17 protein-coding genes are annotated in these 16,223 nt (G+C 43.8%); 12 read left to right on the top strand and 5 right to left on the bottom strand.

What is annotated here, in order from left to right:
- Nucleotides 1–19 precede the first annotated feature (19 nt).
- A complete protein-coding gene (locus D891_RS0106875) occupies nt 20–2,083 on the bottom strand; it encodes a hypothetical protein (protein WP_198014810.1) in 2,064 nt (687 codons plus the stop codon).
- Between the two features lie 186 nt (nt 2,084–2,269).
- Between D891_RS0106875 and D891_RS0106880 the strand changes: the two genes are divergently transcribed.
- The 12 genes from D891_RS0106880 to D891_RS0106935 are packed head-to-tail and all read left to right on the top strand — an operon-like array spanning nt 2,270 to nt 14,340.
- Nucleotides 2,270–3,007 (top strand): slipin family protein, encoded by a 738-nt coding sequence (locus tag D891_RS0106880; RefSeq protein ID WP_025270387.1) that lies wholly within the window; start codon nt 2,270–2,272, stop codon nt 3,005–3,007.
- 46 nt (nt 3,008–3,053) lie between these two features.
- Nucleotides 3,054–4,454: a CCA tRNA nucleotidyltransferase gene (locus D891_RS0106885; protein WP_025270388.1), complete on the top strand. Its 1,401-nt coding sequence runs from the start codon at nt 3,054–3,056 to the stop codon at nt 4,452–4,454.
- A gap of 48 nt (nt 4,455–4,502) precedes the next feature.
- Nucleotides 4,503–5,198, top strand: coding sequence for a flagellar basal body L-ring protein FlgH (locus D891_RS0106890; RefSeq protein WP_025270389.1), 696 nt, complete (start codon nt 4,503–4,505; stop codon nt 5,196–5,198).
- Nucleotides 5,199–5,208: 10 nt separating this feature from the next.
- Nucleotides 5,209–6,315: a flagellar basal body P-ring protein FlgI gene (locus D891_RS0106895; RefSeq protein ID WP_025270390.1), complete on the top strand. Its 1,107-nt coding sequence runs from the start codon at nt 5,209–5,211 to the stop codon at nt 6,313–6,315.
- Complete coding sequence (locus tag D891_RS09575; RefSeq protein ID WP_025270391.1) at nt 6,315–7,082, top strand: transglycosylase SLT domain-containing protein; 768 nt, start codon at nt 6,315–6,317, stop codon at nt 7,080–7,082. The genes D891_RS0106895 and D891_RS09575 overlap by 1 nt, the downstream gene beginning before the upstream one ends.
- 54 nt (nt 7,083–7,136) lie before the next feature.
- The gene (gene flgM / locus D891_RS0106905) at nt 7,137–7,436 is read left to right on the top strand and encodes a flagellar biosynthesis anti-sigma factor FlgM (protein ID WP_025270392.1); all 300 of its coding nucleotides are present in this window, start codon (nt 7,137–7,139) and stop codon (nt 7,434–7,436) included.
- On the top strand, nt 7,429–7,893 hold the full coding sequence (locus D891_RS0106910; protein WP_025270393.1) for a flagellar protein FlgN: 465 nt from the start codon (nt 7,429–7,431) through the stop codon (nt 7,891–7,893). The genes flgM and D891_RS0106910 overlap by 8 nt, the downstream gene beginning before the upstream one ends.
- On the top strand, nt 7,894–9,636 hold the full coding sequence (gene flgK / locus D891_RS0106915) for a flagellar hook-associated protein FlgK (RefSeq protein WP_025270394.1): 1,743 nt from the start codon (nt 7,894–7,896) through the stop codon (nt 9,634–9,636).
- A 3-nt stretch (nt 9,637–9,639) separates the two neighbouring features.
- Nucleotides 9,640–12,336, top strand: a complete 2,697-nt coding sequence (locus D891_RS0106920; protein ID WP_025270395.1) for a flagellin N-terminal helical domain-containing protein — start codon at nt 9,640–9,642, stop codon at nt 12,334–12,336.
- A gap of 52 nt (nt 12,337–12,388) precedes the next feature.
- The gene (locus D891_RS0106925) at nt 12,389–13,483 is read left to right on the top strand and encodes a mechanosensitive ion channel family protein (RefSeq protein ID WP_025270396.1); all 1,095 of its coding nucleotides are present in this window, start codon (nt 12,389–12,391) and stop codon (nt 13,481–13,483) included.
- Nucleotides 13,467–13,901 (top strand): nucleoside recognition domain-containing protein, encoded by a 435-nt coding sequence (locus D891_RS0106930; RefSeq protein ID WP_025270397.1) that lies wholly within the window; start codon nt 13,467–13,469, stop codon nt 13,899–13,901. Before D891_RS0106925 ends, D891_RS0106930 begins: the two co-directional genes overlap by 17 nt.
- The gene (locus D891_RS0106935) at nt 13,894–14,340 is read left to right on the top strand and encodes a nucleoside recognition domain-containing protein (RefSeq protein WP_025270398.1); all 447 of its coding nucleotides are present in this window, start codon (nt 13,894–13,896) and stop codon (nt 14,338–14,340) included. Before D891_RS0106930 ends, D891_RS0106935 begins: the two co-directional genes overlap by 8 nt.
- Here the strand turns inward: D891_RS0106935 and D891_RS0106940 are convergent.
- From D891_RS0106940 to D891_RS0106955, 4 genes are read right to left on the bottom strand one after another with little or no spacing between them, the layout of a single operon-like run.
- A complete protein-coding gene (locus D891_RS0106940; protein ID WP_025270399.1) occupies nt 14,326–14,625 on the bottom strand; it encodes a metal-sulfur cluster assembly factor in 300 nt (99 codons plus the stop codon). The two genes, D891_RS0106935 and D891_RS0106940, sit on opposite strands and share 15 nt — an antisense overlap.
- Nucleotides 14,622–15,065, bottom strand: coding sequence for a hypothetical protein (locus D891_RS0106945; protein ID WP_156919079.1), 444 nt, complete (start codon nt 15,063–15,065; stop codon nt 14,622–14,624). Before D891_RS0106945 ends, D891_RS0106940 begins: the two co-directional genes overlap by 4 nt.
- Nucleotides 15,052–15,609 carry a hypothetical protein gene (locus D891_RS0106950; RefSeq protein ID WP_025270401.1) on the bottom strand — a complete coding sequence of 186 codons (558 nt, stop codon included), beginning with the start codon at nt 15,607–15,609 and terminating at the stop codon, nt 15,052–15,054. Before D891_RS0106950 ends, D891_RS0106945 begins: the two co-directional genes overlap by 14 nt.
- A complete protein-coding gene (locus D891_RS0106955) occupies nt 15,609–16,220 on the bottom strand; it encodes a TIGR00296 family protein (protein ID WP_025270402.1) in 612 nt (203 codons plus the stop codon). Before D891_RS0106955 ends, D891_RS0106950 begins: the two co-directional genes overlap by 1 nt.
- Nucleotides 16,221–16,223 lie beyond the last annotated feature (3 nt).

A 16,223-nucleotide genomic window follows, 5' to 3' on the forward strand; every position in this document is an offset into this window, starting at 1 on the left:
ACAGGCTCCCCTTTGCATTTTAGTTGTTTATTGGCATGTGCCGTATGTTGAGCTTCTTCTTTAGTTTTAGATTGGGCAGGTTAACCCTGATCCTTCCGATGCTTCTGATGTAGATGGTTCTCTTGCGCTGCCATTTTATCGCATCGGAGCTCATAGAACCGTATGTCCTCATGATGCGCTTCCTTAGGATTATAGGCTTGTTGTAGAAAAACGCCTCAAGCTGCGCAGGAACCGTTGGTCTTTTTGGCGGCCTCCACTTATTTGCTTGAAGATCCTGAACAGATACAAGATCCAGCTCGACCTGCTTAAATCCGATCTCCTTGCAGGTCAGCCTGTCGTCGCTTCCCTTTCTATCTGCCTCACAAACGATGTAATCCAGCACGCCCTTACCGTTTGCAAATGTCTGATCACCCCTTGGACCCCTTCCCGTCATTTCGTCTATATATCCATTTGCCGTTGATCTTCTTGTGCTAAAGCCCAATCTGGCAAAATACGGTGCAGCCGGCGGTATGTTTCTAACGATGGGCGTCTTTATGCCACCTGTTGCCCTGTTGTATGTGCAGTATTTAAGGTTTGATTCGACCCTAACGCCGTATGCAAACGGATTGTCCAAATCAAAGATCGGTGCTTTGACAAACAGTCCCCAAGCAGACTCACCCTTCATTCTTGCCTCTATGGGGAAACCCTTGGAGCGTGGCCTTTTCCATTCGATCCTTGCAAGTGATAACTGGGCCTTCAATAGCCTTCCGTCTGGCATTATCTTCATGACGACAACGATCCTTGTTTTGCTTTTTCCGCCGCCACCCTCTGAATCGCCATGAACCCTCTGCTGGATCTTCTGAATTCCACTGGCGATACTGGCAAACGCATCCTTTGGCAGCCTGATCGGTGTTTTGCAATCGCTTAGGTATTTCTGGGGCATTACGGCATCCCACTCGTCTATGAAGTTTCTGTATCGCTCATAGTATTTTGCAAGTATCTCGCACTTCTTTGTGAAGTGCTTATTGCACTGTTTTGTGGCCTTGAGTAGTTTATCAAACTCCTTCTGCCACATGTCCCTGTAAGCCCTGACATAGCTTATGTGTTTTCTTCTGATATTCGGATTTGTACCTAAGGCAAACAGCTCTTGCGTCTCCCTGCTGATGACATAGTTTGCATCCTCTATGCCGGATTTTAGATCCCACAGAGAGGTTATGAGTGTTGCCATGTATGTTTCTTTTGTGTTCTGTTTTAAGGGGTTTTGCAAGGGGTAATCGGGCAGTATGCTGTAAGATGCGATTATGTATTTTACCGTCTTGGTCTCGCCGTTTGTTGTGTGGAACTTCCTGTAATACTCAACCAGCTCATCGATGTTTGTGGGGTTTAGCATGGAAGAACCGGTTGAATAGGTGTTTACCTCAATCTGTGATGAGCCAAAGGACCTCTCCAACGCCGTTGCGAGTTTTGTGCCCATGCTGGCATTACCCCAGGCGCCCTTGGCCGAGACATTCAGTTCATTGGCAAACTTCGTCCAGCTCTTCAATGTTTGTTTCTTAATCGTTGCCGTTCCCAAGAATTCCCTTCCCTCTTGAATGCCTATAACGAATGCATCACCGCACCTCTGTCTGAACTCGCCCATCTTGCCCTCTCTAACCAATTGGGCAAACTCAGGCTTCAGACTGACAGTGCCCAGATCCAAAAATATAGGTTTCTTGTAATCCAACACGCCTGCATAGAGGGATTGGTTGAATGTGCAGGTCTTTGTGCCCTGAACGAGGTTGAGCTTGTCCGATGCCTTGTATGTGGTTGCACCCAAGATCTTAAGCGATGCATCGACGCTCAACTTTAGATCGTCCTTGACCTCTGATGTGGACTGGGCAAACTTGATGAACGAGTGGTAGTAAGGGGAACCGCCCTTGAGCATGGCATTCCTGTCATAGGTTACACATACACTCTTAAAACTCTGCCTGTGGGTGTCATACCCCCAGCCGTAGTTTACAGGCATCGACCCTGTGGGTTCAACAGTGGGAAACTCAACCACCTCGGCCCTTGCCAAGAAGGCAAAGAGTGTAAAGACCGTCAAAAATAGAAACAAGCGCCTCACTCCCATAAAAAAACCTCCAAAAAAAAAGTGTTAGGTTAATTAATAAGTATCCCTCTCATTTAATTAAAATTATATCGTATTTAAACAATTTGTCAAATACTTTAACCATTAAGTAAAAATTCTAAGCAGTATTTGATATTTTCAACGATAAAGTGTATTATAATCAAAAAACAAGGGGTGATGCCTATGTTTATGTTTGTGCTTATTACCATTATTATAGCAGTTATATTGACATCAATAAGGGTTGTTAAGGAATATGAAAGGGCCGTTATCTTCAGGCTTGGAAGGGTTGTTGGAGCAAAAGGACCCGGCATATTCTTCCTCTGGCCGATAATAGACTCCATGGTTAAGGTGAACCTAAGACTCATAACGGTTGAGATACAACCCCAAGATGTAATAACCAAAGACAATGTAACCATAAAGATAAGCGCCGTGGTCTATTTCAAGGTGATAGATCCTGTAAAAAGCGTTATTCAGGTCAACAATTATTACTATGCCATCGAACAGCTATCCCAGACCACATTAAGGAGCATCTGCGGACAGGCCGAACTTGATAAGCTATTGTCCGAAAGGGAAAAGATAAACGCAGAGATACAGGAGATATTGGATAAGCACTCCGACAGCTGGGGTGTAAAGGTGACACTGGTTGAGCTAAAACAGATAGATTTACCACAGGATATGCAAAGGGCTATGGCAAGACAGGCAGAAGCAGAGAGGGATAGAAGGGCAAAGATAATAAGCGCAGAGGGTGAATACCAGGCAGCAAAGAAACTCAGAGAGGCGGCAGAGATCATCTCCGAATTCCCACAGGCGATACAGTTAAGATACCTTCAAACGCTCAACGAGATATCCTCAAAGAACAACACAACAACGATACTACCTATACCACTGGATCTAATACGGGGATTCTCTCAAAAAGAATAAGTTAAAATATTGTTTATTTTCTAATTTATTTGTGTATAATTCAGGCATGAAACATATAATAGACGACCTATATTTAGAGGAGATAGTTTCAATATCAAGAAAACTCAACACAAAGATATACCTGGTTGGCGGCGCTGTTAGGGATGCCCTTCTAAAGAGATCGATAAACGATTACGATTTTGTCGTGTTTGGTGATATAGAAAACCTATCCAAGCACATATCCAACCGCTTCGGCTGCAAGCTAATCAAATATTCAAAGAAGCTTTTAACATACAGGCTCTTTTGCAAGATCAAGACGCTGGATTTCTCCATACCAAGAGGCCCAGCCATAGAGGAGGATCTAAAGCAGAGGGACTTCACCATAAACTCAATAGCCTTAGATATAAACTCAAACGCCATTATAGACCCACTAAACGGCCAAGATGACATAAAAAGGGGCATAATAAGGCTCAATACAACAAATGCAGTGGATGAAGATCCGTTGCGCATGTTGAGGGGGTTTAGGCTTGCAGCACTGTTTAGGTTCGACATAGACCCAAACACCATAAACACATTCAGAAGAAGGGTTGAACTCCTAAACAATGTATCAAAGGAGCGAATAACTCAAGAATTAAAGCTATTCTTCAACCTCAACGAAACCTTCACATATTTGCTTATCATGGACAAGGTGGGCGTAATAGATACGCTCTTTGAGGATCTATCCTATACAAACGGATGCATCCAGAGCAATTACCACCTATTCGATGTAAAAACGCATTCGCTAAATGTGTATAACTATATAGAATGGGCATACAACAGGCTCAACAGGATATTAGGCAAAAACCACAAAAAATACCTATCGCACCTAACCACACACAAGGAGGAGCTGTTTTGTTCATTAAAGCTTGCCTCCCTATTCCACGATGCAGCAAAGCCTTTCTGTAAGGTCATATCTCCTATGGGCAAGGTTCATTTTCCGCTCCATGAGAAACAGAGCTCCGAATTGTTTAAAAAATACGCAGAGATCTATCCATTCGGCAAGAAGATAACAAAACTGACGCTTTTTTTCATAGAAAACCACATTCAACCGGCATACCTTTACCATGCATGGAGCAATTCAGAACTTACAGATCTGCAAAAAGCCGAATTCTTTTTAAAATACAAAGAACACGGTATCGATCTGCTGTTCTTCGCCTTAGCAGACACGCTGGCCAAGGGCAAGATAAGCGCATCAAAGAGGGATGTCTATATCATGTTTTTAAAGGATATGGCCGATTACTATTACAGAAACATCCAGCCAAAACTCCACGCAAAACCGCTGATCGGCGCAGAAGAGATAATAAAACTCTACCCCCGTATAGAAAAGAGCAGATTAAAAGACATACTCTTCAACCTAAAAAAGCTTCAGATAACCCACTCCATAAACACCGAAGAAGAGGCCCTTGAGGCATTGAAGCGGCTTATTTAGGAACACCGTTTGCTAATTAACGATAGAGGACAAGATGGAGGGAAAGAGATGAAGAGGTTTCTGGCATTGGCCGTTGCAGCAGCCATACTTAGCGGATGCACCACATCGAATGTTGAAAGAAAATACACAGAAATGCCGGAGTATGTGAAGGAGCAACCGGATGTAAGGCCACAGATCGTTCACCATGAAGGGTCTTTGTGGAACAACACATCGGATAACCTATTCTCCGACATCAAGGCCAAACATGTTGGAGACATCGTCACCATAATAGTGAAAGAACAAGCTCAAAGCTCAAACTCATCATCCATCAAAACCAGCAGGGAGACATCGTCCCAGAGTGGCCTAACAACGCTCCTTGGAATGCAAAACAAAATCTTGGAAAGGCTCAATGCAGCAGCCGGTGCTTCAAATATGATGAATACAGGCTCAAGCTCATCATTCAAAGGCAGCGGCGAATCCAAGGTTAACAACCAGCTAACGGCAACCATAACGGCAAGGGTGGTCAAGGTATTGCCCAATCACAAGCTGTTCATAAGGGGCGAAAAACAGGTATACACAAACGGAGAGGAAAACACCATCATACTAACAGGCATAATAGACGAATACCAGATAGCTTCAGATAACACGATAGATTCTGCTTACATATCCGATGCCAAGATATTCTACAACGGCAAGGGCATTGTAAGCTCATCAAGAAATGAGGGATGGTTAACAAAACTATGGAACCTCTTAAGGCCATTCTAAGGAGTCAAAGATGAAGAGAATCGTAATTCTTTTAATGCTTATCGTCATACCCCTAAATGGATTAGCCTTCGAGGTCAAGATAAGGGATTTAACCAATGTCGTTGGTGTTAGGTATAACCAGTTAGTCGGATACGGTCTCGTTGTGGGACTTGCAGGGACAGGCGATGGCTCAAGCTCCAAGTTCACCATACAATCCATAGTGAACGCTCTTAAGAGGTTTGGCGTTACGCTATCACCATCAGACATGGGCAGCCTCCAGACAAAAAACATAGCAGCGGTTATGGTCACAACACAGCTGCCGCCGTTTGCAAAGCAGGGAGACAGGATAGATGTCACGGTCTCATCGATAGGCGATGCAAAAAGCCTACAGGGAGGAACACTCATAATGACGCCACTGAGGGGCCCAGATGGAAAGGTGTATGCCGTGGCACAGGGGCCCATATCCATAGGCGGATATAACGCAGGAGCAGGCGGAGGAGCCAAGGTCAGGAAAAACCACCCCACGGTGGGCAGAATCCCCAACGGGGCAATAGTGGAGAATCAGGTTGATGTCGATATAAACTCAAAGGATAGCTTCGTGCTGGCTCTAAAGAACCCAAGCTTTGAGATGGCAACACGCATAGCCAATACCATAAACAGGTTTTACAGAAAACAGATGGCCTTCCCGATAGATGGGGGCAGCGTCAAGGTCAATGTGCCAGCGCTATACAAGGGTGCGGTCGTTGAGCTTATCTCACAGATAAACCAGCTATCTGTAAACCAGATATCTGTGCCAAAGGTCGTGCTGGATGAAAAAACGGGAACGGTCGTTGTTGGCGGCAACATAACCATAGAACCGGTCAGCATATCGCACGGCAACCTGACAATAACGATAACCAGCACAAAAGAGGTAAGCCAGCCCAATCCATTGGCAAAGGGCAAAACAACCACCATAACCAACAAACAGGTTTCCGTAAGCGAGGGCAAGGGTAAATTCTTGACATTCCCAAGGGGCGCAACGGTATCGGAGCTTATACAGGCCCTAAACAAGGCAGGCGCAACACCAAGGGACATGATGGCCATATTCCAGGCAATCAAGGCAGCAGGCGCCCTGAATGCAGAATTGGAGATGATGTAATGATGCAGATAGGCAGTATAGGCGTTTTAAAGGACAAGGCGGTAAATATCGAGAATATGTATAAGCTAAAGGAGGCGTGCAGGCAGTTTGAGTCGATGTTTATATCTCAACTCTTAAGCCAAATGGAAAAGACAGTGCCTGAAGACCCAATGGTAAAAAACGACGCCGCAAATTCAATCTATAGATCGATGTATATCAACGCCTTGAGCGATAAGTTCTCGCAAAGCTCACCCTTTGGTATAGCAAAGATGCTCTTTGATACGCTTAAGGATTACATAAACTATAAAACCCATATAGAAAAAACCACAAATGAACCCATCAAGCTAAAAACAGAGATACAGTTCAAACCATTAAACAAAGACAAGCCGATAAAGATAGATAAGAAGATGGAGTTGATACAAAAAGCCGTTGATGAGGCTTCAAAGAGGTTCCATGTGCCAAAGCAACTGCTGTATGGAATAATAAAGGCCGAATCGTCCTTCAACCCCAAAGCCGTATCAAAAGCTGGAGCCATAGGGCTTATGCAGCTTATGCCCCAGACAGCCATAGAATTAGGTGTGAAAAATATCTGGGACATAAGGGAAAACATATTGGGAGGGGCAAAATACATATCAAAACTCATCAAGGAGTTTAAGGATTATAAAAAGGCCTTGGCTGCATACAACGCAGGGCCGGCCAATGTAAAAAAATACGGTGGCATACCACCCTTCAAAGAAACACAAAACTATGTAAAAAAGGTGCTTGCCTATGCCTATGAAAAATACTAAAGTTCTAATCAAAACAGCCGATTCTAAAAGTGAGAAAAGGCTTGGAGGTGAGGCATGAAAATAGACGCATACCTAAGCGGCGTAATCGATAAATATGTAAAGCAACAAAGCAAAACCGCAAAAGCAGAAAAAACAGAGGCAAAGGCAAGCCAGGCAAGCACAACAAAACCAAGCAGCGAATTGGATAAGGTTGAAATATCTCCACAGGCAAAGCTTTTAGCTCAGCTAAAGGAAGACGAACAGGCAAAGGCCCAAAGGATCGCCCAGATCAAGGCGCAGATAGAAAACGGTTCTTACAAACCCGATCTCGACGCTATAGCAAAGTCAATTGTTAAGGAGTGGAAGGGTGAATAGCCTTGACCGATTAAAGGGGCTTCTTCTAAAGCTCATAGACCGATACGAAAGTTTGATAGATCTGGCAAATCAAGAGAGGGAATGCCTCATAGCAATAGACGCCGATGGGCTTGAGGAGGCAACAAATAAAAAGCAGATGATATTCAACGAGATAGGTAAGATTCAAAAACAACTGAAGGATTTTCTGCAGGTATACGATGCAGATACGATAAACGAGTTCCTCTTTTTTGCAAGCAGGGATATTGATGTGGATGATGTTAGGGTGCTCAACGGCAAGTTGCACGAAAAATTAAAGGAGTTCAAGATCAAAAGCGAGATAAACCGCATGATAGCAACGGAGCATTTAAGCTTCTTCGGAAGCCTTCTAAATCTATATGGCGGCCTGTTATCGACGGAGAATTACAACAAACAGGCCCAGAAAAACCTAAACACACAACTGATGAATATGAGGGTGTAAATGCCTACTATCTTTGATGCCTTAAACATCGGCGTTAGCGGTATATTCGTCAATAAAGCAGCCATAAACACAACGGGAAACAATGTGGCCAATGTCAACACACCCGGCTATTCAAGGGAAAGGGTCGATATACTCCCGTCTATGCCTATGCTCTCATATGCAGGGGTCTTTGGCACGGGTGCAGAAATAAGCCAGATCATAAGCACAAGGGATGAGCTGATAGACAAAAGGGTTAGAACGGCCAATCAAGAGATGAGCTATTACAACAAATTAAACTCATCCTTAGATGAGATACAAAGTGTATTTAACGAGGAAAACGGTGTTGGACTTAAAGGAGCGATGGAGCAGTTCTTCAACGCCTGGCACGCCTTAAGCCTAAATCCCGACTTAGAGACGGCAAGGCAGCAGGTAATAGAAAAGGGTCTCACCCTATCCAAGGCAATAAAGGATGCAAACGCCTCCCTCCATCAGATAGGCACAAACTTAGACAATCAGGTAAGCTCAACAATTACCGAGATAAACTCACTCTCCAAAAGGATAGCCCAGCTAAATTACGAGATCAAAAAAGCCGAATTGGGCGACAAGGATCACGCAAATACATTGAGGGATGAAAGGAGCGTTCTGCTTGAAAAACTATCAAGCATAGCGGATGTAACCATACTGGAAGGGGCATACGATGAAAACTCCAAGCCAGAGATGACAATCCTTCTGGGCGGTATGCCTATAGTGTCGGGTAAGGATTACAACGAATTGACCGCAGAGAAACTCAATGGTTCTGAATATTACAGGGTGTATTTCGTTGAGCCTTCCGGGAGCAAGGTTGACATAACATCAAGGATAAAAAACGGTTCATTGGGGGCAACACTAAACCTCAGGGACACCATAATACCTGAATACAAAGAAAAGCTCGACAACATTGCAAAAACACTGATACAGGAGGTCAACAAAGTACACTCAAGCGGGGCAGGCCTAACACCGTATTCACAGGTTGAAGGCATCTATCAGGCCAATCCTAATGCTACATTGAGCCTCACATCGGCCACAGGCTTAGATATAGCAGTTAAGACTGGTTCGTTTAAGGTAAAAATCATCGATGAAAACGGCAACGATGTGGGCACTTTTACCGTGCCGGTCAATAGCGATGACCACTTAATAGCAGAGGATGCATCTGATGAGCATTCACTAATAAACAGATTCAACAATATCCTGCAGGGGTATGCCCAAATGAGTGTATCCGGTGCAGGAAATGTTCAGATAACGGCGTTAAACGGATACAAATTCGCATTTACATACGATTCATCAAACTTCTTAGCGGCCGTTGGCATAAACACATTCTTTACAGGCCACGACTCAGGAGATATAGACATAAACAGGACATTGAGAAACGATCCAAGCAAGATCGCTGCAGGCAAAACGCTCAATCCAGGCGATAGTTCAAACGCAGAGGCCATAGCCCAGATTCAGTTAAACAAGGTAATGGTCAATAATACCCAGACGATAGATGAGTATTACAATGCATTCTTAGGAACAATAGGTTCAACAAAACAGCGGTTTGACGAGGTCTATAAGGCAAAGCAGGCCGTATACCAGCAGCTAAAGACCACACAGCAATCATTAGAGGGTGTATCGTTGGATGAGGAGGCTGCAAACCTAATAAAGTTCCAAAGGGCGTATCAGGCAAACGCCAAGTTTATATCGGTGGTTGATGAGATGACACAAACCCTTATAAACATGGTGAGGTAAAAGATGAGAATCACCGATAATATCCTGTTTAACAACTTTCTATACAACATAAACAAGATAAACGAAAAAACCTATATAAACAACGAGAAGATGGCAAGCGGCAAAAGGCTGCTGGATCTGGCAAGCGACCCAATAGCTCTATCAAAGGTGCTATCCCTGAAAGACATAAACATGAGGTTTGACCAATACATCACAAACATAAACTCGGCAAATGCGTATTTAGATGCCGAGGATACTGCCCTATCCAACGCAGACGACCTTTTACATAAAGCCGGCACGCTTCTGGTGGATGGAGCAAACAGCCTAAACAACGATTTAGCAAGCAGAACGGCAATAGCCGAAAACTTGGACTCCATAAAAGACGAGCTAATAGATTCGGCAAATACGGTATTTCAGGGCAAATACCTGTTTTCAGGCACAAAAACAGACACAAAGCCCATACAGACCATACAAAATGAGGCAACAACAATAAGCATAACCAAAGGCTCAAACATAAAAGACATAAAGATAGCCGCAACGGAGAACTTCTCAGACATAAACCAATTAGAAAGCGGAAATTACCAAATCAAGATAGAGGATGGCAAGCTGAAGCTTTACAAGGGTGATGCAACAACTGAAAGCAATATAGTATCTATAGACAGTGATTCTCAAGACCAATCCGACACAGGGGGCAATATACTGTCCAGCTATATAGACCTAACAGACCCAACAATAGAGGAAAAAATCCAGGATGGGCAATGGATAGATACAGGCAGAGGTTTGAAGGTAAAAATAGAGCTTCAAAACCCAACAGCCGACCTAACATCTATCTCTGCAAGCCTAAGCCTAAGCTATAAAAACGGCGGAAGGAACATATATCAGGGTGATGAGGGGCAAAGAAACATAGAATATTCGGATAAACTGACAAGTCCCATAAATATCACGGCCAAGGATATATACAAACCGACAAACCAAACCTTAGAGAACGATAATCAACTAATAGATTCAACAACACAGGACCCCATGACGGCATCATCGAAGCTTGTCGATTTAGATCTGCCAGAGGAGTTGGCCGAGGCCATAAGACAGACATCTTCCGCATCGGGCTATAAGCTTCAGGATGGTGATGTAATAAACATAGAGGGCACAGACCATAGCGGCAATTTAGTAAAAGGCACATACACCGTTGCAAGCTCATCGGATATAGAGGGGCTTTTGAGTTTTATTCACGGGCTTGATTCCACGGAGGTGTTGAAATCCAACAGGGCATTTGCTCAATACGACGGAACACCTATAGACTCAGCCACACAGCTTTCAAGCATAAACGATGCCAATATACACAACGCCATAGGCTCAACGCTGGTTTTGAAGGGTTTTGACCATGATGGGAATTTAGTATCCACTACTATATCGCTAACACCTTCCACCACCATGGGCGATATTGCAAATGCCATAGAGAGCAATTTCGATGTGTCTGTATCCATAAACCACGGCAGGATAGAGATAGAGGACAACACCCCAGGCAGCAGCAATCTAAAACTGTACGCATACACGCAGACATCCAAAATACCCATCTTTGGGAGCTTCACAGAGACATCCAGGGGTGGAAGCGGGGGATTTAAGGATATAGAGGCAAGGGTCGAGAACGGCAGGATAGAGCTAATAGACAAAAGACCATCGGATAGCAAATTCAACCTATCGTTCAAGATAGAGGATTCCTCGGGTAATGAAAAACCCAATATATTCGGCGTATTCAATATAAAAACCTTGGGCAGGGGCGTGGATGTATTCAGGGCACTCGAGGATGCAAGTTATGCACTAAAGAATCCATATTCAAAAAACCAGATAGGAAAACCGTCCAACTGGCAGGACATATCCACATTCAAACCTGTTATCGGCGGGAAATATTTAGGCGATAAAAACGATACATGGACTGTTAAGGTAGCGTATGTGGCGAACACATCGACAACCAACTATTCCGCCATCAAAGAAGAACAGGTTGAAGATATAGCAAACTCCCTCAATGTAGGACAGACCAAAACCGTGGGTATGCTTCAGATAACAGACAGCGACGGCAAAACCATTGCAGTTGTGGGGTTAAACATAAAAAGGGAGAGCAGCGGTTTTTCGTATTCCATACAGACGAAGGTGCCCAAAGATCCAGATAAACAGTTGGACTTCTCAAGGATTGAAAGCTTAGATCAGATAAACGGAACCACGATCTTTTCAAGGACATCCACAGGTTTTTCAACAGCAAGCGATGTGTCAGATGCCTTATTGAGCAACTTAGACGACATAGTTATTCAAACAAAGGATGCAAAGATGGGCAGTGAGTTCAACGGTGAGATAAATGGTTATCCCGGCGTTAGGCTAAACCTAATAAAACCCGATGTCAGTGGGGCTCCATCGATCCTGCAGAAGGGCGATAGCTTTTCATTCAAGCTAACAAACACCGTTGAGAAGGCATTGGGCAAGGTCAAAAGTTCCCTGGATCAGGTCCTTGCAGCAAGATCCATAGTGGGTGCAAGGGTCAATCGCTTTCAGCTGGCACACGAAAGGATATCCTACATAAAGCTATCCAATACAAAAACCATATCCGAGCTTGAGGATGCCAACATAGCCGATGTATTTTCGGAATTCAAGCGCAATCAGATAGTAATGCAGGCAACGCTGCAGGTCGGTTCAAAGCTCACATCACAAAGCCTGTTTGATTATCTATGAGCCCCAATCACAAAAACTTGACTATTAACAAAAATAACAATAAAAACTAAGCATGAACCAGTGGAGCAAATTCAACGAGTTCTTAAACAAAACATTCATGAACATAGAAATAAAAAACCTCCTGGCTGCACTCATTGTTCTGTTTGTGTTGCTTTTAACCAAAAAAATTGCAGCAAGGATCGTATTCTCAAGCCTAAAGCGACTAACCAAAAAAACAAAATCACAGATAGACGACGATATAATAGAGATCATAGAACCGCCGGTATTAGCCTTTTTGAATGTCTTTTGCTTCTATGTGGCCTTTTTGATTCTAAATTTGGAGACCGCATACAACATAGTGGCCACAAAGATACTCATATCGTTTGGCATATCCTTTGCTGCATGGGCGCTATATAGAGCAGAAAACATACTCTCAAAAAGCATGGAGGCGTTTTTTAAAAGAAAGAATTACGAGATAGGTCTAAGCTTTGTTCCGTTTTTCAACAAGTTTATCAAAGCCTCCGTTATAGCCGTTGCCTTCATATTAATCGTTCAGGAGTGGGGGTATAACATCGGTGCAATCATCACGGGCTTGGGTATAGGAGGCTTGGCTGTGGCCCTGGCTGCAAAAGACACACTGGCCAATATGTTCGGTGGCTTGACGATTATCTTGGACAGACCATTCAAGATAGGCGATTGGGTGAAAATAGGGGATGTGGAGGGCATTATAGAGGATATAGGCTTTAGGAGCACACGCATAAGAACATTTGAGAAATCCTTGATCTCCCTTCCAAACTCCGTCATAGCCAACACGGCAATAGAGAACTTCTCAAGGAGGAACATCAGGCGCATAACATACAAGATAGGCATAACATACTCCACACCCAAGGATAAGGTAAAAGAGGCTGTAAACCGTATCAGGGAGATGCTTAAAAACCACCCTCACATATCCAAGGATGCAACGCTATTGGTCTATTTTACAGAATTTGCAGACAGCTCATTAAACATCTTTATTTACTGCTTCACAGATACAGCCATATGGGGCGACTATTTGGCAATTAGAGAGGATGTAAATCTAAGAATCATGGAGATAATGGAAGAGTTAGGCATAGAGTTTGCCTTCCCATCCATGTCTGTTTACATAGAAAAGAATGTCAATCCAGAATAACCTAAAAAACGGTATAAAAAACGGACTTTCCGTATCACTAAAGCTCATAAAGGTGATAATCCCGTTTTATATAGCAACAGACATACTAAGCCACACGCAAGCGGCAAACATAATAGGTAAGGCCTTAGCGCCACTCATGGAACCTCTGGGTTTAACGGGCAAGATGGCCGTGGCCATAATCAGCGGCTATCTTGTTAACCTCTATGCCGCTATAGCAGCCCTTGTCCCTTTGCATCCAACATGGCAGCAAATTACTATAGTTGGTCTTATGACAGGGATTGCCCATAACCTCATCATAGAGGGGGCCGTCTTGCACAAAACCGGAACAAACGCAGCTTTTACCATAACCCTGAGAATTATAGTATCGATTGTGGCCGGTTTGGGTCTAAACGCCTTTTTTAGGTTTGTATATGGTTGATATTGTAAGCCATGCCGTTATCGGCAGCCTTAAGTTATCCGTAAAGCTTATACTCATCATTGTTCCGCTTATGATTGCCTATGAATTCTTAGAAAACAGCAGGGTATTCAACAGGATCCTCGATGCTCTATACATCCTGCTAAAACCGCTGGGTTTCTCCAAGCAGGCGAGCATATCGATGCTAACCGGCATCTTTTTAGGTATTACATACGGCTCCGGCATACTGCTTGCCCAGAGCGATAAGGGAAAGCTGACAAAGATAGACATACTCCTGAGTGCGGTCTATCTGTCTATGTGCCATGCCGTTATAGAGGATACGCTGGTTTTTGTCGTAATAGGCGGAAACGGATTCTACATAATCATAACAAGACTCATCATAGCAACGGCCCTGACATACATGTTCTATCTATACTTTAAGGATAAGCTAAACAAAGCCTAAGCGCTTTCTGTCTTCTTCGCTTAACTTATCAGGGCTCCACTTCTTATCAGATATAACCACCTCTGCATTGCCTATGCCTTCAATCTCTTCCAGCTTACCCTTTACGATTTTTACCATCTTAAACCTTGCAGGGCAGTTGGGTGTTGTTAAAATCAAAGAGACCTTAACACTGTTGTCCTCTATTTGTATATCGTCGATCATACCCATCCTTACAATATCGATTATCGGGGCGCACGGCTCGTATATCTCTTTCAGCTTATCAAGAACAATCTGCTTTGTTATCATCTGCACCAATCCTTTGCTATCTTTAGGGCTATCTCAAAGATAGGCCTTTTCTTCAACATATACCGTGCAAGCCTGTTGTCCTCATCATAGGCATAGGCAATCTCGGCATAATCCTTATATCTTAAATGTCTTCTGAAACGAACAAGCGACATAAGGGAGTAAACCTGCGCATAGGCCTTATTGGAAAGGTTGGCGTTTTCAAGGGATTTCAATCTAACCTCAGCCCTACTTAACCTATTGGCCGATATATCAGAAACAGCAAGGCATATCCCTTTGTTTTTTGGCTTTCTGCTTGGTTTATTTATTGTCTTCGGTTTGCTTAAGGTCTTACTATTGTGGGTGTTGTAAACAGCAGAAGGGGCAGGATACTTGACATTCTGCCCCTCGCATCCTGCAATCAAAAAGATCAAAAGAACTATTATTAGCTTATGCAAGCGCATCCTTGAAAATCTTATACATGTTATCCAATGCTGTCTTTATCCAATCGTTGGCATCGTCTATGTATTGAGAGAGCAACTCCCTCTCCTTGTTCTCATCCTTACCATACAGGGCATAGTAAGCAGCACCGCCAACGGCAGATACCAAAGCAGCAACTATGGGTCTGAACCTCTTGGTTAAAAGCTTGCTTGTTAGGGTCGTGGCAGCAAAGGCGCCCAAACCCACATAAACGGGTGTCAAGTTTTCCCTATCCTTTAATAGGTCCACCGGTGCAACATAAAGGCCGTATTCGGTTAAGGCCTTTGCCCTTTCAAGCATGTTCTCCCATTTATCCTTATTGTTCTGAATAAACTCAGGCTTATTCTTCTCCACATAGCCCTTAAGCTCTGCAAACAACATGGAAAGCAAGGTTCTTCCGCTATTTGAAAGCTCATCCCTAACCCTATCCAGTGCGGCATTGATGTCAATAGCGGTTCTAACCTCCGCCTTCCTCTTTGCTATCTCATTGGCCAACTTCTCCTTGTAAACCTTAAGAATGTTCTCCATTACAAAACCTCCTCAATTTTTTTCTCAACCACCCTGCCGTTAGGAGTCTCCTCCTCAAATATCTGACCGCTAAAGCGGTAAAAGGTGCAAGTCGAGTCCTCATAGCATGTATAGGGTAGACCCGCTTTATGGCAAACATTGGCCAAAAACGCCACCTCATCCCAGCCCCACTCGACGGGCACCTGAGGCAGAAGAAGACCGCTTGCAGCCCCGCAAACCACATAGAGGCCGTCTCTGCCGACTTTTATCTGCTCCTCATACGGCCTTGAGGAATCAAGCTGAATCATGGGGGATAATACCGTGACCTCAACGACAACCTTATCCAGCTCCACCGTGTTTAACGGTTCAAATCTCGGATCGGCAAAAGCAGCACTCAAAGCGGATGAGATCACGCCCTTTATCAGCGGTTCATACGCAAGCGGATAACCTATACACCCCCTCAACTGTCTATCCGGATAGTTGTTAAGCGTAACAAAGACGCCTCTTTTCTGATTGAAGATCTCAGGATACTCCTCAGGCAGTGGCATAATCTCCTTATTTTTAAAGAAATACTCTATCGCCTCACGGGCAAGCCTTACCAAAAATTCGCCCTCTTTTAAGCTCAGATCCATAGC

It is taken from the genome of Hippea sp. KM1 (assembly GCF_000526195.1).
Classification (GTDB): Bacteria; Campylobacterota_A; Desulfurellia; order Desulfurellales; family Hippeaceae; genus Hippea.